Source organism: Pseudomonas oleovorans subsp. oleovorans (genome assembly GCF_002197815.1).
GTDB lineage: Bacteria > Pseudomonadota > Gammaproteobacteria > Pseudomonadales > Pseudomonadaceae > Aquipseudomonas > Aquipseudomonas oleovorans.
This window is the reverse complement of record NZ_NIUB01000054.1, coordinates 1-17,897: the sequence shown is the minus strand read 5'-3', so window position 1 is coordinate 17,897 and position 17,897 is coordinate 1. Positions and strand designations below refer to the sequence as shown.

The following is a 17,897-nucleotide window of genomic DNA, read 5'->3' as shown; positions in this document are numbered from 1 at the left end:
GAAATGAACATGTCTGGAAAGTTCGAGCTGAAGAAGGCCAAAGACGGTCAGTTCCACTTCAACCTGCTGGCGACCAATGGCCAGCCCATCCTCAGCAGCGAGATGTACAAGGCCAAGGACTCGGCGCTTAACGGCATCGAGTCGGTGAGGAAGAACTCACAACGCGAGGGCGCCTTCGAGATCAAGACCTCGAGCAACGATAAACACTACTTCCTGCTCATGGCCACCAACGGCCAGGTGGTCGGGCAAAGTCAGATGTATGCCAGCGCCGCCAGCTGCAAGAGCGGCATCGAGTCGGTGCAAAAAAATGCACCGAGCGCGGTGATCGACGACCAGACGAGTTAGTCGCCCTGCTTCCTGAACACATAGAACAGGTTCGGCTCACTGATCAGGTACAGGTTGCCGTCGTCATCCGTCGCTATTCCCTCGGCCTGCGGCACACTGCGCTGCAGGCCATGCTGGCCACGTAACAGCGACAATGTACTGATCGGCTTGCCGTCGGCATTGAGTTCGATTACCAGGCGCGACTCGTCCGACAGCGCCAACAGATGGCCGGTCGCGGCGTCGAAGTCCAGGCTGGAAAGGTCGCGCACGAACAACCGCGCATCGCGCTTCGGGTCGGTATTGACCTGCAGCACCAGTGGCTTGCTCTCGTCGACATGAGGGAAGCCCAGCACCTCGAAGATGCGCACCGGATCGCGCTCCTTGGCCACCAGCAGGCGCTGGTTCCGTGCGTCGTAGGCCAGGCCTTCGAAGCCCTTGTTGCCGTTGAGGCCGATACCCAGGGATAGCTGCTGGAAATCGGCGGCATCGATCACACGACTGTCATCGTCGATACGCACCTTGACCAGACGCTGCTCGCGCTCATCGGCGATCACGTAGACGCCAGGCGCGATGTATTCGATGGCTTCAGGGTCGCCGAAGCCTTCGAGATCGATGCTGCGCTTGAGCTCGCCCTGCAGGCTGATCTCGATCACCTTAGCCGGCTTGTTGGTGACGCTGAACAGGCTGCGCCGATCCGGATCGTAGGTCAGCGCCGACACATCGCTGATATCGGCAATGGGCTTGGCCTCGATCACCACGCGGTAGTCGCCCAGCCACAGCGACTGATCGCGCCACTGTGCACCATGCTGCCACTCCTGCACGGAGAACCAGGCTCGCTCGAACAGCCGATACTGCTGACCCAGCACGGCTCCACTCAACAACACGAACAACAGCAGATAAAGCCAGGGGTTGATGGAGAGCAGACGACGCATGATGATTTTCTCTGACTACCACGAAAAAGCCCGCCACGGGCTTGACGTGGCGGGCGGGCGGAATATCGCGATCAGTTGATCAGTTCGACACGATCGACATCGATCTCGCGGCTGTTGAAGTCCTTGTCGACTTCACCGGTCAGGCGCACCTTGGCGGTTTCCGAGACGGTCTGGCCCGGCCAGTCTTCGTCATCGATTTCCACCTGGATGGTGCCGGTAGCGTCCTTGAACTCGTAGAGTTCGTCCTGCAGGCGCTTGACGATCTGACCTTCCAGAACGACATGGGTGTCATCGGCAGCTTCCAGTGCAGCAGCCACGGTGGTGACCTGCGGGGTAGCGCCCGGGCCGGTGTAGCCAGTAGCGAAAGCGGCAGTGCTGAGCAGCGGCAGAACCATCAGAGCGAGAGCGGTACGTTTCATGGTGAGAACCTCGTTGTTCGTAAGTGACGGGTTCAGATTAGTGCCGCTAGCTGAAGCCAGACTGAATCGCGGCTTAAGCCAAACTGAATCCGTCCCCCCACTCAACTGGCATCCGGTTGCGGCTTGCTGAAGACGTAAAAAAGATTGGGCTCGGCGACGATATAGATGTTGCCGTCCTCGTCCATGGCCACACCCTCAGCCTGCTTGATGCCCTGATCCAGACCATTGAAGCCCGCATTGAGGCTGAGGAAACTGACCGGCTGACCAGCGCGGTCGATCTCCAGCAACATGCGCGACTCATCGGAGAGCACCAGTACGTGGCCCGTGCGCTCATCGACGCTCATCGAGGAAATGTCGCGCAGGCCGAGATTACCGGATGCCAACGGGTGCAAGCCCCCAACGTCATCGTCAGCTCCCGGGAACGGCATGCTGAACAACCCCAGCGGACTGCGCTCCTTGCCAAGCAGCAGGCTATGGCTACGTGAGTCCCAGCCGAGCCCTTCGAAACCCTTGTTGCCTGACTCGGCGAAGCCCAGGTCGAAGCCGGAGAAATCGGCCGCATTCAATTCGAGATCATCGTCGCCCAGGGTGAACGTGGTGAGCTGACGACGCCGCTCATCGACGATGGCCATCCGACCGTTATCCATCATCTCCACGCCCTCAGGGTCGGCGAAACCCTTTAGCTCGATGCGCCGCAGGACTTCACCCTCACGCGACAGCTCCACCAGCAGAGGATTCTTGCCGGTGACGGTGAACAAGGTGCCGGTCTGCGGGTTATAGGTCAGCCCCGAGGTCTCGTCCTTTTCCAGGCCGGCCAGCGCCTTGGCCTGGATCACCGCGCGATAACCGGGCAACCAGACACTGGCCAGGCGATCAACCAATGGCGTCGAGCGTTCCTGCAGCCATAACTGGGCGCGGTCATCCCAGTGCTGGGTCTGCGTCAGCGCACCCAAGGCGACGACTGCCAGGCCTGAAAGCCAGTAGCGGGGGCGGCGAATCTTACGAAGGAGAGCGGACATCGGCTACGGCTCGGCTGCATGATGGCAATCCGACATCCGCTGTCGAGAGGAGTTCCGCCGTCCAGAGGGGTGGACGGCGGCTGGCTTCAGCGCTCAGGCGCTGAGCGCGTCTTATAGCACGCGGCTGGTGAAGCGACTGTGACCGACCAGCTCCAACACCAGCTCGTCGCCCTTGTTCAGCGCACCAACACCGACCGGCGTACCGGTGAGGATCACGTCGCCCGGCTGCAGGGTAAAGTGCCCGGCCATGTGCTGGATCATGCTGACGATGGGGTTGAGCATGTCGCGGCTGTTGCCGTCCTGGCGGGTTTCACCGTTGATCACCAGGCGAATGCCGATATCGGCCAGGTCCTCGATGGCATCGCCGGGCACGAAGGGTGCCAGCACGCAGGCGCCGTCGAAACTCTTGGCGATTTCCCAGGGATAGCCCTTCTCCTTGAGCCTGGCCTGCACGTCGCGCAGGGTCAGGTCCAGCGCCGGCGCGAAACCGCTGATGGCGTCACGCACTTCTTCGGCATCCGGCTTTTTCGACAGTGGCTTGCCGATCAACACGGCGATTTCCGCCTCGTAATGCACCGAGCCGCGATCCTCGGGGATGACAAAGCCACCCTCTAGCGGCACCACGCAGGAGCCGGGTTTGATGAACAGCAGCGGCTCGCTGGGCACCGGGTTGTTCAGTTCGGCGGCATGCTCGGCGTAGTTGCGGCCGATGCAGACGACCTTGCCGAGCGGGAAGTGGACGGTGGTACCGTCGACATACTGGTGCTGATAGCTCATCACCGACTCCTGTGTTGTTCGTATTGTGGGCATCGCGGCTTGTGGCCGGTGCCGTACCTTAACCGACACATGGCCGGATACGAAAACGCCCGCTGTCAGGCGGGCGTCTGCGATCAGGCAAAGATCTTGCCGGGGTTCATGATGCCGTTGGGATCGAACACCGCCTTGATCGCTTTCATGCAGGCGATTTCTTCTGGCGAACGGCTGTAGTGCAGGTAGTCGCGCTTGGTCATGCCCACGCCATGCTCGGCACTGATCGAGCCGTTGTATTTCTGCACGGTCTCGAACACCCACTGGTTGACTACCGCGCACTTGGCGAAGAACTCGTCCTTGGACAGGTTATCGGGCTTCAAGATATTCAGATGCAGGTTGCCGTCACCGATATGGCCGAACCACACCACCTCGAAATCCGGGTAGTTGGCTTCGACGATGGCATCGATGTCCTTGAGGAAGGCCGGCACCTGGCTGACCGTGACGGAGATGTCGTTCTTGTACGGCGTCCAGTGGCTGATGGTTTCGGAGATATATTCGCGCAGCTTCCACAGGTTCTGCAGCTGCTGTTCGCTCTGGCTCATCACGCCATCGACCACCCAGCCCTGCTCGACGCAATGCTCGAAGGTTTCCAGCGCCTGGTTGGCCACTTCCTCGGTGCTGGCTTCGAATTCCAGCAGCGCATAGAAGGGGCATTCGCTTTCGAACGGTGCGGGGACGTCGCCACGGCCGAGCACCTTGGCCAGGGCCTTGTCGGAAAAGAACTCGAACGCGGTCAGGTCGAGCTTGCTCTGGAAAGCGTGCAGCACCGGCATGATCGAGTCGAAATCAGCGGTGCCGAGCACCATCGCGGTGAGGTTCTTCGGCGCGCGATCCAGGCGCATGGTCGCTTCGACCACGAAGCCCAGGGTGCCCTCGGCACCGATGAACAGCTGACGCAGGTCATAGCCAGTGGCGTTCTTGATCAGGTCCTTGTTCAGCTCCAGCAATTCGCCGGTGCCGGTCACGACCTTCAGGCCGGCCACCCAGTTGCGGGTCATGCCGTAGCGAATGACCTTGATCCCGCCGGCATTGGTGCCGATATTGCCGCCAATCTGGCTGGAGCCGCTGGAGGCGAAATCCACCGGGTAATACAGGCCTTTCTCTTCGGCGAACAGCTGCAGCTGCTTGGTCACCACGCCCGGCTGGCACACCGCCGCGCGGTCGTATTCGTTGAACGAGAGAATCTGGTTCATGTAGTCGAACGCCACCACCACTTCGCCATTGGCCGCGACCGCAGCCGCCGACAAACCGGTTCGGCCACCGGACGGCACCAGGGCGACCTTGTGCGCATTGGCCCAACGCACGATGGCCTGCACCTGCTCGGTAGTCTTGGGGAAGACGATTGCAGAGGGCGCCGGGGCGAAATGCTTGGTCCAGTCCTTGCCATAGGCCTCGAGGGAATCGGCGTCGGTCAGTACCTTGCCGGGTTCAACCAGGGTCTTCAGCTCTTCGATCTGGGCAGGGGTGGTCATCTACGGAACTCTCAAAGGATTCATGGTCGCCCTGAGAACCATTCAGGTCGCAACCGAGCATTGAAAAAGGCGAACATGCTAGCATACGCACCCCGTGAATCGAGCCATGCAGCGATCTGCGGGCGCCGGCTGAGTTTCTCAGCCCTTCCCTGACAACATCCCGTGGGACACAGGTACTCCGATGAGCAAGACCTCTCTGGACAAGAGCAAGATCAAGTTCCTTCTTCTCGAAGGCGTGCACCAGAACGCCGTAGACACGCTGAAGGCCGCCGGTTACACCAACATCGAGTACCTCAAAACCGCTCTGTCGGGCGATGAGCTGAAAGCGAAGATCGCCGATGCCCACTTCATCGGCATCCGCTCGCGCACCCAGCTGACGGCTGACGTCTTCGACTGCGCGAAAAAACTGGTCGCCGTCGGCTGCTTCTGCATCGGCACCAACCAGGTCGATCTGGACGCTGCCCGCGAACGCGGTATTGCCGTGTTCAACGCACCCTACTCCAACACCCGCTCGGTGGCCGAGCTGGTGCTGGCCGAAGCCATCCTGCTGCTGCGCGGCATCCCCGAGAAGAACGCCTCCTGCCATCGCGGTGGCTGGATCAAGTCGGCGGCCAACTCCTTCGAGATCCGCGGCAAGAAGCTGGGCATCATCGGCTACGGCTCGATCGGCACCCAGCTCTCGGTACTGGCCGAAGCGCTGGGCATGCAGGTGTTCTTCTACGACACCGTGACCAAGCTGCCGCTGGGCAACGCCACGCAGATCGGTGACCTGTACGAGCTGCTGGGCCTGTGCGATATCGTCTCGCTGCACGTGCCGGAGCTGCCGTCCACCCAGTGGATGATCGGCGAGAAGGAAATCCGCGCGATGAAGAAGGGCGGCATCCTGATCAACGCCGCGCGCGGTACCGTGGTCGAGCTGGATCACCTGGCCCAGGCGATCAAGGACGAGCACCTGATCGGTGCGGCCATCGACGTGTTCCCGGTCGAACCCAAGTCCAACGACGAAGAGTTCGAGAGCCCGCTGCGTGGCCTGGATCGCGTGATCCTGACCCCGCACATCGGTGGCTCCACCGCCGAAGCGCAGGCCAACATCGGCCTGGAAGTGGCCGAGAAGCTGGTCAAGTACAGCGACAACGGTACCTCGGTGTCCTCGGTCAACTTCCCTGAAGTGGCCCTGCCGGCACACCCAGGCAAGCACCGCCTGCTGCACATCCACCAGAACATTCCGGGCGTGATGAGCGACATCAACAAGGTGTTCGCCGACAACGGCATCAACATCTCCGGTCAGTTCCTGCAGACCAACGACAAGGTCGGCTACGTGGTGATCGACGTAGACGCCGAGTACTCCGACCTGGCGCTGGAGAAGCTGCAGCACGTCAATGGCACCATCCGCAGCCGCGTCCTGTTCTAAACCGGAGCGGCTGCGCGTCGGCGATACGGCGTTGGGAACAACCTCGGAGATGCTCATTTACTGACGTAAACTCCGCTCTCCTCGGTCGCTCCCGCCTTGTCTCGCTCTGGCTCGCGAGCCCCGAAGGTATGCAGAAATGAACAAAGGGAGGCTTCGGGCCTAATGCCAGTCAGTTAAGCCGTTGCACTCGATCTTTGTAGGAGCCGGCTTGCCGGCGATCCGCCATAAAAAGCATCGCCAGCAAGCTGGCTCCTACGAAAAGCGCCCCCCTCTACTGCAAGTAGGAGGGGGTGGTGACGAACTTATCTGATCAGCATTAGGCTTCGGGCCTCCCTTTCTCATTCCGTAGGGTGCGCCGCGCGCACCACCGTGCCCCGGATTGCATCCGGGCTACCTCAATCCCGCTCCAACCGCGCCAACTCGGCGGCCGCTTCGTCCAACTGCATTTCGTTGTACACCTTCACTCCAGCTCGTTTCAGCAGGGCAGCGGTCACGCCCTCGCCCGGCACTCGCACGCCGCTGAAGCTGCCGTCATAGTTTTCCAGATTGCCACACGAAGGGCTGCGCGCCTTCAGCAGTGCCAGGCGGATGTCGTGCTCGCGCACCAGCGCCAGCGCCTGTTCGGCGCCGTCGACGAATGCAGCCGTGACATCCTCGCCCTCGATCGTCAGTACCGGCAGCCGACCATCCAACACCGCACCACCCTGTCCATGGCGAATTTCCGCAGGCGGACGTGGCGTCGGCAGTCCACCCGCCACCTCCGGACACAGCGCCACCACCCGTCCTTCGTCCAGCCACAGCTGCAGCTGATCGAAAGGTCCGTGAGCACCACCGTCATAACGCACCCGATGCCCGAGCAGGCAGCGGCTGACCAATATCTTCTGCATCGCCCTCTCCATGACTGTCGCCAGACAGCCCGCAGACCTCAGAGTACCGCGCCACCCCGACGCCTGAACCAGCCGGTCAATGACAGTCGCTCGCGGGTGGCCGGCAGCACTTCGTGAGGCATCTCGGAAGATAGAAACAGCGCCAGTGTTCCAGCCTGAGGCAGTACGTCATGCTCCCGGCCATCGGCCAGATACAGGCGCAACGCCCCGCCGTGCTCGGCCTGCCACTCCTCATTCAGATAGAACACCGCCGACACCGTGCGGCGGTCGTCATCGCGAAAACGATCGAGATGGCGCTGGTAGAAGGCCCCCGGTGCATAGCAGGCGAAGTGGCATTCGTAGTCTTCGAGCCCCAGATAGAGCGCCTGGTTGAGTGCCTGGCGCAAACCGTCCATCAATTGCAGATACTGGTCACAGGCTTGGCTCTGGCCAGGTTCCAGCCATTGGATGCGATCGCCGCGAATCCCTTCCTGCACCTGCTGCGTGCCCCCGCGCCCAACGCCGGCGGCATTGAGTTCGCCATTCTGTGCACGCGTGCGACACTCGACGGCCAGTTCGCGGGTCAGAACTTCTGGGGCGAACAACGCCCGTTGCGACCAGCCCTGGCTGGCAAGGTCGTCGATAAGGCCGGAAATGAGGTCTTGCAGGCTGGATTCGGTCATGGCGGCGATTGTATCAGTGGCATGTCGTGACTCGACAAGCCTCCACCAGCCACCGAAAATAACCGGCCGCAACACCTGCGGCCGACCAGGAAAGTTTGCCAAGGAGTTCTCGATGCGCGTTCTGTTTGCCCTGTTGCTGATTGGCCTGACCTTGCCGGCCCTGGCAGACGACCACCTGCGCCTGTATCAGGCTGCCGGCTGGCCGCAACAGCGTGAACATTTCAATCAGGCGCTCGACGCGGCTCAGCAGCGCTACCGCAGCACTCTGCCACCGGCGGTGTTTCAGGCGCTGGTGGATAACAGCAATCGCCGCTTTGCTGCTGCCGCCATCGACCAGCGCGCGCAGCACAGCCTGCGCATGGGGCTGGCCGACCCGCAGCCGGCGCTGGCCTTCTTCGAATCCGCGCTGGGCCGCAAGATCGTTGCCGCCGAGACGCTGGCCACCCGTAGCGACCAATTGGCCAAATACGCCAATGGCCTGCCACGCACCGATGCCGATGCCACTCGCCGCCTACTGATTCGTCACCTGGCCCAGGCCATTCCCGCCAAGGAAGCGGGGGCTGAAGTCAGCCTGGCGCTGGCCGGCGTGGCAGCCGACAGCCTCAGCCAGATGATTCCCGGCCTGCTCGGCGGCAGTCAGGCTCAGGGGTTGCTCAATGGCCAGCGTGAGCGCCTGATGACGCAGATCGAACAGGATCTCGACAACACCCTGCTGCACGTCTATCGCGAGCTGAGCGACCCCGAGCTGGAGCAGTTCGTCGAATTCGCCCAGTCGGAGGCGGGCAAAGCCTATTACCAGGCCGCCCTGCAGGCGCTGCGCGCAGGCCTTGCAGTAGGCATGAGCAGCAACGAGCTGGAGCCGGCATCGCAGGGCATATAACAGCCTGTAGCCTGGGTTGGGCGCAGCGAAACCCAGGCCATTTGATTAATGCCCGTCAGTTAAGCATCGACGCTGCGAATGTGTAGGAGCGGCGCCCCGCCGCGAACCAGGGCGGTGCGCAATTGGAAAGCTTCGCCCCGGGGCGGGGCTCCTGCGAAAGGCCGCTTTTGCAACCTTATCTGATCGGTATTGGGCCATCTGATGGGTTTCGCGTTGTTCTCCCCATCTACGATGCTCCTTGGTGCCGGCAGAACCTACGCCAATCGCTCGCGCAGAAAGTCGAAATAGTGCTTACGCAACGTCTCGTTCTCGTTCGCCAGGTGATGGCGGGCGTCTGCCAATCGCAGGATCTGCGGCTGATGGAACTTGTCCTGCAGCACCTCGAGGTTGTAGCGCCAGTCCACGGTCATGTCCGCCTCACCCTGAATGATCAGCGGGCTGTGCGTGCTGCGCCCGGCCGCTTCGATATGCGGCACCCACTTGGCCAATGCCCCCACCCAGGCAGTCGGCAGGCTGCGCGGCTGCAGGGGATCGAGGTTGTGCACGAAGTCGATGAAGGTGGCGTCGCTGGAGTTCTCGCTGAAGCGCCGCGGAATTTCCCGAACGAAGGGACTGAGCATCCGATAGCTGAGCTTCGACCAGGCCCAGGCGCGCGGCCGCACCAGTGGTGCCAGGAGAATGCTCTGCCCGAGCTCCGGGCGCTTGCCGTCGGCGAGCAGATAATCCAGCAGAATCGCCCCCCCCGTACTCTGCCCACAGAGATGCCAGGGCTGCGGCAGCCCCAGCTCGCTGGCCTGCTCGAACAAACCAGCCAGCACCTGCTGATACTCGGCAAAATCACCGATGCTGGCACGCGCGCCGCTGGACAAGCCGTGCCCCGGCAGGTCGCAGGCGAGCACGGCAAAATTCATGCTCAGCGCCCAGTCGACCACATGTCGGTACAGGCCCATATGGTCGTAATAGCCGTGCAGCAACAGCAGGGTGCCCTGCGGCTCGGCCGGCGCCCACAGCTGCACGGCGATCTGGTAGCCGGCGGCATTGAAGCTGCCGAGACGGTTGTCCAGCCCGGCAAAGCGCGCAGACAAGTCAAAACCGTAGAAGCTGCGATACGCCTGCAGCGCCGGCAAATCCAGGTGCGCTGCGGCCAAGGGTCGCAGCAGAGGGCGCAAGTGATCGGGCTGAAACGGCTCTGACATAGGGCTTTCCATAAGTTGCAGGATGCGCGCGGACGATCCCGACGACATCTCCTCGAATGCTGCGATATTCAGCTGCCCGGCGCATCGTGGCAAGCTACACGCCCTTTTTACGCCCGGCCCGCCCATGCTCCGCCTGTCCCGCAAGAACCTGCTCATCGCCCTGCTCGCCCTGGCCTGGCTGGCCGGTATGGCGCTGGCTTACCGCTGGTTCGAAACGCGCTACCTGCGCACCTTCGACGAGCGAGCAGCAGTGTTCTCCGGCGCCGAACTGCAGCTACCCACTGAACTGAGCGGCCCCGGCGCGATCCGCCTGGTGCATTTCTGGGACCCGGCCTGCCCATGCAATGTCGGCAACCAGCAGCACCTTGCCGAACTGATCGAACACTACACGCCAAAGGGCGTGCAATTTCATGTCGTACAGAAGCCCGGTAGTCAGGGCCGCCTGCCCGCCGAACTGGCCGCGCTGCACCCCATCGATGAGCTACCCGGCAGCGCCAATCTGCCGGCCAGCCCCGCCGTGGCGATCTGGGACAGACAGGGCCAGCTGGCCTACTTCGGCCCCTACAGCGAAGGCCTGGTGTGCAACTCGAGCAACAGCTTCATCGAACCCATACTCGAAGCCCTGGCCGCTGGGCGCCGGGTCGACGCCAGCAACACCCTGGCGGTGGGCTGCTTCTGCGACTGGGCCGCGCCGACCAGCAACTGACGAGGCCCGAGCAACAGCCGCCTGTCGCGCTTACCGGTCGATTAGCTCTGTTTGACGCGGCGTAACCCACCATCGGCGCAATACGAGCCACCGCCTGGTGGGTTACGCGACGCACCACCTCCGCGGCGTTTGTCGATCCACCTCCAGCGTCGCTAACCCACCCTACGAACGCTCTTCACTCGCCAGTCGTTCCGTGGCGCGATACAGGCCGCGCGGCGTCCCGCCCTGCCAGCGTCGAAAGGCGCGGTAGAACGGCGACAGCTCGGCGAAACCGCAGGCGCGCGCCACCTCGCGTACGCCCAGGCCTTGATCCAGCAGGCGCAGCGCACGTAGGCGCCGCACCTCATCGTGCAGTGCGCGAAAACTGCTGCCCTGCTCGCTCAGCGAACGTTGCAAGGCACCGCGATTGCTGCCAAGCGCCAGTGCACAGGCCTCCAGGCTGCAGGTCGTACCCCCTAGATTGACCTCCAGCCAGTAGCGCACCCGCGCCAGCAACTGGTTCTCCACCAACCCTGCCAACTGCTTCTCGGCTTCTTCGCTGAGCACCTCGAACAGGCGCGGGCTGGCACTGCGCGAGGGTCGCGAGAGCAGCGCACGCGGCAGGATCAGCACGTCATGGGGGCGCGAGAACCGTGGCTCGACACCGAGCAGGCGGCGATGCTCGGCAAGCTTGCGCGGCGCCCGGTGGCGAAACTCGACGCCCATCAACGGCAACTCGCCGCCAGCGGCCGACGCCAGCATCTTGCTCAGCAGCACGGCCAGGCACTCCATCTGCTGACGCAGCGAGCCAACCTCGCGGTAGTTGAGATCGATCACCAGGTGCGCCTCGTCTCCCTGCTCTTGCAGTCGCGCGGCAAAACCACCGGAGAGGATGTGCTGGAAGCGCACGAAGGCTTGCAAGCCCTGACGCAGATCACGCGCTGCCAGCAGCAGATAGCTGACCACATCCATCGGCCGTGGCTGCATGACCTCGCCCAGGTGCAGACCGATATCGGCGTCACCGCTGATGCCCTCCAGCGCCTGCCAGAAGCGCGGCGCGTTGTCGTGCTCCTCGCGCGCTTCCAGCAACGGCGCCGCCAGGGCCACACCAGCGTAGGCCCGACGGTAGGTGTCGGTCGGGTCGAGCCCCAGCGCCGCCAGGGCCTCGTAGAGCAGCCGACGTAGGGTCGAGGAATGAGTAAGGGCGACGAAGGCGTTATCGACCATGGCGATCTCTGGCAAATATTGACCATAGACTTTCAGCATTGAGGCATATGGTCAATGCCGCCGCCCACGCGCCTGAGCAAAATGCCTGCACGCTTGCCCCACAACAATAAGGATCGCTGGATGAAACGTTCCCTGACCGCCCTTGCGCTGGTGATTGCAGCCGCAGCTGGCGGCCTGACCTGGTACCTGCATGACAAGCAACCGCAACGCGATGGCGAGTTGGTACTCGGCGCGCTGCAGGCGCCGGTCACGGTCGACTACGACGAGCGCGGCGTGCCGCACATCCGCGCCGAGAACGAGGCGGACATGTACCGCGCTCTGGGTTTCGTGCTCGCCCAGGATCGACTGTTCCAGATGGAGCTGCTGCGGCGTCTGGCGCGCGGCGAACTGGCCGAAGTGCTCGGCGAAAAGCTGGTGCCCACCGACCGCCTGTTCCGCACCCTGGAAATAGGCCGCCATGCCGATGCCTACGCCGCCCGCCTGGACGCAGGCAGCCCATCCACCCAGGCGCTGCAGCACTATCTCGAAGGGGTCAATCAGTACCAGGCCAGCCGCCCACGTCCGCTGGAGTTCGATCTGCTGGGCATCGAGCCACGCCCTTTCACCATGGCCGATACGCTCAGCGTCGCCGGCTACATGGCCTACAGCTTCGCCGCGGCCCTGCGCACCGAACCGGTGATGACCCATGTCCGCAACGAGCTGGGCGCTGACTACCTCCAGCTGTTCGATCTCGACTGGCATCCACAGGGCGTACTCGCCAACACGCTGAATACCGGTGACTGGCAGGATCTGTCAGCTCTGGCACAACTCAGCAATGGCGCCCTGGCAGGCAGCGGTCTGCCCCAGTTCGAGGGTAGCAATGCCTGGGTCGTCTCCGGCAGCCGCACGGCCAGCGGCAAGCCACTGCTGGCCGGCGACCCGCACATTCGCTTCTCGCTGCCAGCCGTGTGGTACGAGGCCCATCTGCAAGCGCCCGGTTACGAGCTGTATGGCTACCACCACGCGCTGGTACCCAGCGCCATGCTCGGCCATAACCGCGACTTCGCCTGGAGCCTGACCATGTTCCAGAATGACGACCTCGACCTGATCGCCGAGCGCGTCAACCCGGACAACGCCAATCAGGTCTGGTACCGGGGCAACTGGGTCGACCTCGAGCAGCGCACGGAAACCATCCAGGTCAAGGACGCCGAACCGGTGCAGCTCACCCTGCGGCGCTCGCCGCACGGGCCGATCATCAACGATGCCCTGGGCCAGACCAGTGGCAGCACGCCCATCGCCATGTGGTGGGCCTTCCTCGAAACCGACAACCCGATGCTCGACGCTTTCTACAAGCTCAACCGTGCCGACACCCTGGACAAGGCCCGCACCGCCGTCGAGAAAATCGAAGCCCCCGGCCTCAACGTGGTCTGGGCCAGTGCCAGCGGCGATATTGGCTGGTGGGCCGCAGCCAAGCTGCCGCTGCGCCCGGCCGGCGTCAACCCGACCTTCATTCTCGATGGCGCCAGCGGTGAAGCGGACAAGCTCGGCTATCACCCCTTCAGCGCCAACCCGCAGGAAGAGAACCCAGAGCGCGGCTACATCCTCTCGGCCAACTACCAGCCCGTGCCGGCCAGCGGCATTCAGATTCCCGGTTACTACAACCTGCCGGATCGTGGCCAGCGCCTGAACCAGCGCCTGAGCGACGCCTCGGTGAAATGGGATACGCAGAACAGCCAGGCGCTGCAGCTCGACCCCGGTACCGGCTACGGCCCGCGCCTGCTGGCGCCGATCCTCGACGAACTGCGCGCCGCAGCGGCGAACGATGAGGAGCGCGCACTGGCGGAGCAACTGGCCAAGTGGAATGGCGACCATGCACTCGATTCCGTGGCCGCTACCCTGTTCAACCAGCTGATCTATCAGCTTGCTCGCGAAGCCATGGCCGACGAGCTGGGCGAGGTGTTCTTCGACAGCCTGCTGCAAACCCGCGTGCTCGACACGGCCCTGCCGCGCCTGACCGCCAATGCCGATTCACCCTGGTGGAATCGCCAGGGCAGCGAGCAGCGCGAGAGCCGCGCGCAGATCGTCGCCGACGCCTGGCGCGCCAGCCTGGAGCACCTGCGCAGTGTTCTCGGCGATGATCCCGCAGCCTGGGCCTGGGGCCGTGGTCATACCCTTACTCATAGCCACCCGCTTGGCCAACAGCAGCCACTGGCCTGGCTGCTGAACATCGGCCCATTCGCCGCACCAGGCGGCCATGAAACGCCGAACAACTTCTCGCACAAGGTTGGCCCGGCGCCCTGGCCCGTGGTCTATGGCCCTTCCACCCGACGACTGGTCGACCTGGCCGATGCCGACAAGGCGCTGGGCGGCATTCCCGTCGGCCAGAGCGGCGTGCCGTTCGACGCGCATTACGGCGATCAGGCGGCGCCCCATGTGGCCGGCAAGTATCAGCCACAGCACCTGAGCGAGGCCGACGTCAAAGCCAACCGCCAGGGCACGCTGAAACTGCTACCACGCTGAGCCCCCATCCAGCCCCCAGAACAGCGTGGTGCGCCAGCGGTGCATCACGCTGCACGCTGGTGCACCGTGGCGTCGCAACTGGCGCCGCAGCCCTCGCCCGCGGGCCTCAAACCCAGCGAAATAGCGCCTTCCCGCTGCGACAATAAAATTGGCACACGCCCTGCATAAGCTAAGGCAATCCCAGTTTCGGGGACCTTGGTACAGGCAGGCCGGGGAATCCCCTTCTTTATTCGACGCCACCGCGCGTCATGTGTAACGCGCCGTTGCTCTGCCCATGAGCGCGGCGCCACCCGTTTCGGGGACCTTGGTACAGGCAGGCCGGGGAATCCCCTTCTTTATTTGGGACGCAGCGTCAGGCGCGCCCGCCAACGTCCATCCTCTTGCGCACCGCGCCACTCCCCGTCCAGCGGACGGGGTGACACCAGCACCAGCAGCAGATCCCGTCCGTCGCGCTCCACGCGCCAGTTCACCAGCCCCAACGGCAGTTTCAATTGCCCCTCACGCACCCGCCCGTAGGCATCCGCGTAGCGATACACCAGGGCGCCGTCGACATGTTCGGCCTGCGCCTGTGGCTCACGGTTGAACCAGAGCTGCAACCCCTGTTCCCAGGCCTCGGCATCCTCGATACGCAGACGTGGTGGATCGAACACGCGGCCGATCATCATGCCGACGAGAAAGGCGATCAGCATCACCGATGCCACGAAACGCCAGCGCAAACGCGGCCGTGGATCTTCTGGCGGCGTAGAATGGCGCTCGTCCCAGCGCTCGGAGTGTTGCATGTTCCACGTCATCCTCTTTCAACCGGAAATTCCGCCCAATACCGGCAACATTATCAGGCTGTGCGCCAACAGCGGCTGCCAGCTGCACCTGATCGAGCCGCTGGGCTTCGAACTGGACGACAAGCGCCTGCGCCGCGCCGGCCTGGATTATCACGAATACGCCACCCTCAAGCGCCACCCGGACCTGCAGAGCTGCCTCGACAGCCTTGGCCAGCCGCGCCTGTTCGCCTTCACCACCAAGGGTTCGCAACCGTTCCACGAGATCGCCTACCAACCCGGCGACGCGTTTCTGTTCGGCCCGGAAAGCCGTGGCCTGCCCGTGGACGTACGTAACGCGCTGCCACCGGAGCAGCGCGTACGCTTGCCGATGCGCGCCGGTTGCCGCAGCCTGAATCTCTCCAACACCGTGGCGGTGACGGTTTATGAAGCCTGGCGGCAGAACGGCTTCGCCGAAGCCGAGTGAGGCGCGCACCCTGCCCCAACCATCCCACGATGCCGAATAAACGCCGCAACCCGACCTGTAGGAGCCGGCTTGCCGGCGATCAGGTCGCCGCCATCGCCCGCAAGCGGGCTCCTACAACGCATGCAGGTAGCCTGGGTTGAGCTCGGCAAAACCCGGGGCCGCCTGATGGGTCATTCTTATGCTCTGCCTGCGCCACCCGGCATGAAGTGGGCGTTGCAAACACTGGTAACCCTGCAGAGCGTGGGCAGCACCGGTTATAGAAACCGGCTCATGTCGCCCCTGAAAAAGCAAAACGCCGCGCTCCCTCGGAGGGAGTCGCGGCGTTTTTCCAGCGATATGACGCTTATTGCGCAGCGGTTTCGCCGGCTTGCTGCATGCGCTGCAGCTCCTGGGCGTACAGCGCGTCGAAGTTCACCGGCGACAGCATCAGGGCCGGGAACGAGCCGCGGATCACCAGGCTGTCCAGCGCTTCACGGGCGTACGGGAACAGGATGTTCGGGCAGAAGGCACCGAGGGTGTGGCTCATCGAGGCAGCGTCCAGGCCCTTGATCAGGAAGATGCCGGCCTGCTGCACTTCAGCGATGAAGGCGACTTCTTCGCCGTTCTTGACCGTCACCGACAGGGTCAGCACCACCTCGTGGAAGTCGCCTTCCAGGGCCTTCTGGCGGGTGTTCAGATCCAGGCCGACGCTCGGCGTCCACTCCTGACGGAAGATTTCCGGGCTCTTCGGCGCTTCGAAGGACAGGTCCTTGACGTAGATGCGTTGCAGGGAGAATTGCGGATTCTGCGAATCGGCAGCGGCTGCGCCGCTGTTGGCTTGCTCGGTCATGACGTTTGCCTTCCTTAACGTTGAGGTTTCAAGCGGGGCTCTGCAGCAGGGCGTCGAGCTTGCCGGCGCGCTCCAGGGCGTAGAGGTCGTCACAGCCACCCACATGGGTACTGCCGATCCAGATTTGCGGCACCGAGGTGCGGCCAGCCTTGCGGGTCATCTCCGCGCGAATGGCCGGCTGGCCGTCGACGCGAATTTCCTCGAAGTCCACCCCTTTACTGGCCAGCAGCTGCTTGGCGCGCATGCAGTAGGGACACCAGTCGCTGGAGTACACGACCACGCTGGTCATGTCACTTCACCAGCGGCAGGTTGTCGCCACGCCAGGTGGCGATGCCACCGGACAGCTTGGCGACGGTAAAACCGGCTTTCTTCAGCTCGCGGGCGACGCTGCCGGCATGCTGCCCCATGGCGTCGACGACGACGATGGTCTTGGCCTTGTGCTTTTCCAGCTCGGCGATACGTGCCACCACCTTGTCGTAAGGGATGTGCAGCGAATCGACGATATGCCCGGCGGAGAAGTCCTTCTGCGCGCGCACGTCGAGCACCACGCCCTTGCCGCTATTGACCAGCGCGGTGAGCTCGCGGCTCGACAGGCTCTGCCCACCCTTGCGCATTTCGGTGACGATCAGCAACACCAGCAGAACGGCGAACATGCCGCTCAGTACATAGTGATTAATGATGAATTCAATCAGGTTGGCGAACATCTATATGGCCCAGGACGGTAAGTCGGGTAGGGATAGGCCATTGCTGGCCCATCCCCCCCTAAGAACCGTACGTGCGGCTTTCACCGCATACGGCTCAAGCTTACGAAAAAACCAAGTAGCTTGGCCGGCAACGTACGAAGTGTTGCGTCGGATTCTACAGCTATAAGCCGCTGAATCGTAGAGTTACCTCTTGGCGCTGGCTGTGAACCAGCGCATGGCAGTTGGGATGAAGCAGTGTGCGATTACGTAAAGTATCCGAACCGCCGTCCACACGCCTGATGACGTGGTGATCGTGCCAGCCCGTTTCCTTACTCACCGCTTGCCCGCAAAGGGCACAAAGCCCCTTCTGTCTGCGGAAGATACTGAGTATTTGCCCCCGATAACGCAGCTTGTGCTGCATCCGTTGAACCCTCAGCGCCTCCCACTTCAGCTCGTGCGCCACATCATAGGGGTTGTAAGCCCCGGGTAGACGCTTGTGACGCACGATTGCGGTTCCCGCCAACAGGTATAGCCGGCGGTACTGCTTTTCTCCCTCACCATTCTTGTAGGGGTACGCGAACACCCAGCTCTGTCCGCCTATGGATCGGAAGTATTTATTCCTGATCCAATCAGCCGACTTCCTCGGATGCCTACGTTTCGCCCACCTCCAGATTCGCCAAAAGATCAGATGATCCAGCTTGCTGAAGGTTTGTTTTGCCA

20 protein-coding genes are annotated in these 17,897 nt (G+C 63.0%); 6 read left to right on the top strand and 14 right to left on the bottom strand.

Annotation, left to right across the window (positions count from 1 at the left end):
* Window positions 1-9 precede the first annotated feature (9 nt).
* Window positions 10-345: a YegP family protein gene (locus PSOLE_RS21765; protein WP_003464108.1), complete on the top strand. Its 336-nt coding sequence runs from the start codon at window positions 10-12 to the stop codon at window positions 343-345.
* Here PSOLE_RS21765 and PSOLE_RS21760 read toward each other — a convergent pair.
* From PSOLE_RS21760 to PSOLE_RS21740, 5 genes are all read right to left on the bottom strand, one after another.
* Window positions 342-1,256 carry an SdiA-regulated domain-containing protein gene (locus tag PSOLE_RS21760; RefSeq protein WP_074860393.1) on the bottom strand — a complete coding sequence of 305 codons (915 nt, stop codon included), beginning with the start codon at window positions 1,254-1,256 and terminating at the stop codon, window positions 342-344. The genes PSOLE_RS21765 and PSOLE_RS21760 overlap by 4 nt on opposite strands.
* 71 nt (window positions 1,257-1,327) lie before the next feature.
* Entirely contained in the window at window positions 1,328-1,675 is a 348-nt protein-coding gene (locus PSOLE_RS21755; RefSeq protein ID WP_074680151.1) for a NirD/YgiW/YdeI family stress tolerance protein, read from the bottom strand.
* A gap of 101 nt (window positions 1,676-1,776) precedes the next feature.
* Window positions 1,777-2,694 (bottom strand): SdiA-regulated domain-containing protein, encoded by a 918-nt coding sequence (locus tag PSOLE_RS21750; RefSeq protein ID WP_074860395.1) that lies wholly within the window; start codon window positions 2,692-2,694, stop codon window positions 1,777-1,779.
* Window positions 2,695-2,805: 111 nt separating this feature from the next.
* Window positions 2,806-3,471 (bottom strand): fumarylacetoacetate hydrolase family protein, encoded by a 666-nt coding sequence (locus PSOLE_RS21745; protein ID WP_074860397.1) that lies wholly within the window; start codon window positions 3,469-3,471, stop codon window positions 2,806-2,808.
* 113 nt (window positions 3,472-3,584) lie between these two features.
* A complete protein-coding gene (locus PSOLE_RS21740) occupies window positions 3,585-4,976 on the bottom strand; it encodes an FAD-binding oxidoreductase (RefSeq protein WP_003464118.1) in 1,392 nt (463 codons plus the stop codon).
* Window positions 4,977-5,157: 181 nt separating this feature from the next.
* Between PSOLE_RS21740 and serA the strand changes: the two genes are divergently transcribed.
* Entirely contained in the window at window positions 5,158-6,387 is a 1,230-nt protein-coding gene (serA, locus tag PSOLE_RS21735; protein WP_003464121.1) for a phosphoglycerate dehydrogenase, read from the top strand.
* 395 nt (window positions 6,388-6,782) lie between these two features.
* Here serA and PSOLE_RS21730 read toward each other — a convergent pair whose 3' ends face one another.
* Complete coding sequence (locus tag PSOLE_RS21730; protein WP_003464123.1) at window positions 6,783-7,274, bottom strand: DUF523 domain-containing protein; 492 nt, start codon at window positions 7,272-7,274, stop codon at window positions 6,783-6,785.
* A 38-nt stretch (window positions 7,275-7,312) separates the two neighbouring features.
* Window positions 7,313-7,936, bottom strand: coding sequence for a 2OG-Fe(II) oxygenase (locus tag PSOLE_RS21725; protein WP_074860399.1), 624 nt, complete (start codon window positions 7,934-7,936; stop codon window positions 7,313-7,315).
* A gap of 112 nt (window positions 7,937-8,048) precedes the next feature.
* Here PSOLE_RS21725 and PSOLE_RS21720 point away from each other — a divergent pair, with 112 nt between their 5' ends.
* On the top strand, window positions 8,049-8,816 hold the full coding sequence (locus tag PSOLE_RS21720; RefSeq protein WP_074860401.1) for a hypothetical protein: 768 nt from the start codon (window positions 8,049-8,051) through the stop codon (window positions 8,814-8,816).
* A gap of 254 nt (window positions 8,817-9,070) precedes the next feature.
* Here PSOLE_RS21720 and PSOLE_RS21715 read toward each other — a convergent pair whose 3' ends face one another.
* Complete coding sequence (locus PSOLE_RS21715) at window positions 9,071-10,012, bottom strand: alpha/beta hydrolase (protein ID WP_074860403.1); 942 nt, start codon at window positions 10,010-10,012, stop codon at window positions 9,071-9,073.
* Window positions 10,013-10,136: 124 nt separating this feature from the next.
* Here PSOLE_RS21715 and PSOLE_RS21710 point away from each other — a divergent pair, with 124 nt between their 5' ends.
* Window positions 10,137-10,718 carry a DUF6436 domain-containing protein gene (locus PSOLE_RS21710; protein ID WP_074860407.1) on the top strand — a complete coding sequence of 194 codons (582 nt, stop codon included), beginning with the start codon at window positions 10,137-10,139 and terminating at the stop codon, window positions 10,716-10,718.
* A 162-nt stretch (window positions 10,719-10,880) separates the two neighbouring features.
* Here the strand turns inward: PSOLE_RS21710 and PSOLE_RS21705 are convergent, their stop codons facing one another.
* Entirely contained in the window at window positions 10,881-11,924 is a 1,044-nt protein-coding gene (locus tag PSOLE_RS21705) for an AraC family transcriptional regulator (protein WP_074860411.1), read from the bottom strand.
* Window positions 11,925-12,044: 120 nt separating this feature from the next.
* Between PSOLE_RS21705 and PSOLE_RS21700 the strand changes: the two genes are divergently transcribed.
* A complete protein-coding gene (locus PSOLE_RS21700; protein ID WP_074860409.1) occupies window positions 12,045-14,423 on the top strand; it encodes a penicillin acylase family protein in 2,379 nt (792 codons plus the stop codon).
* Between the two features lie 335 nt (window positions 14,424-14,758).
* On the opposite strand, the gene PSOLE_RS21695 is transcribed toward PSOLE_RS21700, so the two are convergent.
* Window positions 14,759-15,202, bottom strand: coding sequence for a hypothetical protein (locus PSOLE_RS21695; RefSeq protein WP_003464139.1), 444 nt, complete (start codon window positions 15,200-15,202; stop codon window positions 14,759-14,761).
* Here PSOLE_RS21695 and trmL point away from each other — a divergent pair.
* On the top strand, window positions 15,201-15,665 hold the full coding sequence (trmL, locus tag PSOLE_RS21690) for a tRNA (uridine(34)/cytosine(34)/5-carboxymethylaminomethyluridine(34)-2'-O)-methyltransferase TrmL (protein ID WP_003464141.1): 465 nt from the start codon (window positions 15,201-15,203) through the stop codon (window positions 15,663-15,665). The two genes, PSOLE_RS21695 and trmL, sit on opposite strands and share 2 nt — an antisense overlap.
* 343 nt (window positions 15,666-16,008) lie before the next feature.
* Here the strand turns inward: trmL and secB are convergent, their stop codons facing one another.
* From secB to PSOLE_RS21670, 4 genes are all read right to left on the bottom strand, one after another.
* The gene (gene secB / locus PSOLE_RS21685) at window positions 16,009-16,494 is read right to left on the bottom strand and encodes a protein-export chaperone SecB (RefSeq protein WP_003464143.1); all 486 of its coding nucleotides are present in this window, start codon (window positions 16,492-16,494) and stop codon (window positions 16,009-16,011) included.
* Between the two features lie 28 nt (window positions 16,495-16,522).
* Window positions 16,523-16,783: a glutaredoxin 3 gene (grxC, locus tag PSOLE_RS21680; RefSeq protein WP_003464145.1), complete on the bottom strand. Its 261-nt coding sequence runs from the start codon at window positions 16,781-16,783 to the stop codon at window positions 16,523-16,525.
* 1 nt (window position 16,784) lies between these two features.
* The gene (locus PSOLE_RS21675) at window positions 16,785-17,198 is read right to left on the bottom strand and encodes a rhodanese-like domain-containing protein (protein ID WP_003464147.1); all 414 of its coding nucleotides are present in this window, start codon (window positions 17,196-17,198) and stop codon (window positions 16,785-16,787) included.
* 160 nt (window positions 17,199-17,358) lie between these two features.
* A partial coding sequence (locus PSOLE_RS21670) for an HNH endonuclease (protein ID WP_211281483.1) occupies window positions 17,359-17,897 on the bottom strand: 539 nt, incomplete at its 5' end.

Coding starts and splice junctions, on each gene's coding strand:
- PSOLE_RS21765 (WP_003464108.1), top strand. CDS start 10: ATGTCTGGAAAGTTCGAGCTGAAGAAGGCCAAAGACGGTCAGTTCCAC.
- PSOLE_RS21760 (WP_074860393.1), bottom strand. CDS start 1,256: ATGCGTCGTCTGCTCTCCATCAACCCCTGGCTTTATCTGCTGTTGTTC.
- PSOLE_RS21755 (WP_074680151.1), bottom strand. CDS start 1,675: ATGAAACGTACCGCTCTCGCTCTGATGGTTCTGCCGCTGCTCAGCACT.
- PSOLE_RS21750 (WP_074860395.1), bottom strand. CDS start 2,694: ATGTCCGCTCTCCTTCGTAAGATTCGCCGCCCCCGCTACTGGCTTTCA.
- PSOLE_RS21745 (WP_074860397.1), bottom strand. CDS start 3,471: ATGAGCTATCAGCACCAGTATGTCGACGGTACCACCGTCCACTTCCCG.
- PSOLE_RS21740 (WP_003464118.1), bottom strand. CDS start 4,976: ATGACCACCCCTGCCCAGATCGAAGAGCTGAAGACCCTGGTTGAACCC.
- serA (WP_003464121.1), top strand. CDS start 5,158: ATGAGCAAGACCTCTCTGGACAAGAGCAAGATCAAGTTCCTTCTTCTC.
- PSOLE_RS21730 (WP_003464123.1), bottom strand. CDS start 7,274: ATGCAGAAGATATTGGTCAGCCGCTGCCTGCTCGGGCATCGGGTGCGT.
- PSOLE_RS21725 (WP_074860399.1), bottom strand. CDS start 7,936: ATGACCGAATCCAGCCTGCAAGACCTCATTTCCGGCCTTATCGACGAC.
- PSOLE_RS21720 (WP_074860401.1), top strand. CDS start 8,049: ATGCGCGTTCTGTTTGCCCTGTTGCTGATTGGCCTGACCTTGCCGGCC.
- PSOLE_RS21715 (WP_074860403.1), bottom strand. CDS start 10,012: ATGTCAGAGCCGTTTCAGCCCGATCACTTGCGCCCTCTGCTGCGACCC.
- PSOLE_RS21710 (WP_074860407.1), top strand. CDS start 10,137: ATGCTCCGCCTGTCCCGCAAGAACCTGCTCATCGCCCTGCTCGCCCTG.
- PSOLE_RS21705 (WP_074860411.1), bottom strand. CDS start 11,924: ATGGTCGATAACGCCTTCGTCGCCCTTACTCATTCCTCGACCCTACGT.
- PSOLE_RS21700 (WP_074860409.1), top strand. CDS start 12,045: ATGAAACGTTCCCTGACCGCCCTTGCGCTGGTGATTGCAGCCGCAGCT.
- trmL (WP_003464141.1), top strand. CDS start 15,201: ATGTTCCACGTCATCCTCTTTCAACCGGAAATTCCGCCCAATACCGGC.
- PSOLE_RS21695 (WP_003464139.1), bottom strand. CDS start 15,202: ATGCAACACTCCGAGCGCTGGGACGAGCGCCATTCTACGCCGCCAGAA.
- secB (WP_003464143.1), bottom strand. CDS start 16,494: ATGACCGAGCAAGCCAACAGCGGCGCAGCCGCTGCCGATTCGCAGAAT.
- grxC (WP_003464145.1), bottom strand. CDS start 16,783: ATGACCAGCGTGGTCGTGTACTCCAGCGACTGGTGTCCCTACTGCATG.
- PSOLE_RS21675 (WP_003464147.1), bottom strand. CDS start 17,198: ATGTTCGCCAACCTGATTGAATTCATCATTAATCACTATGTACTGAGC.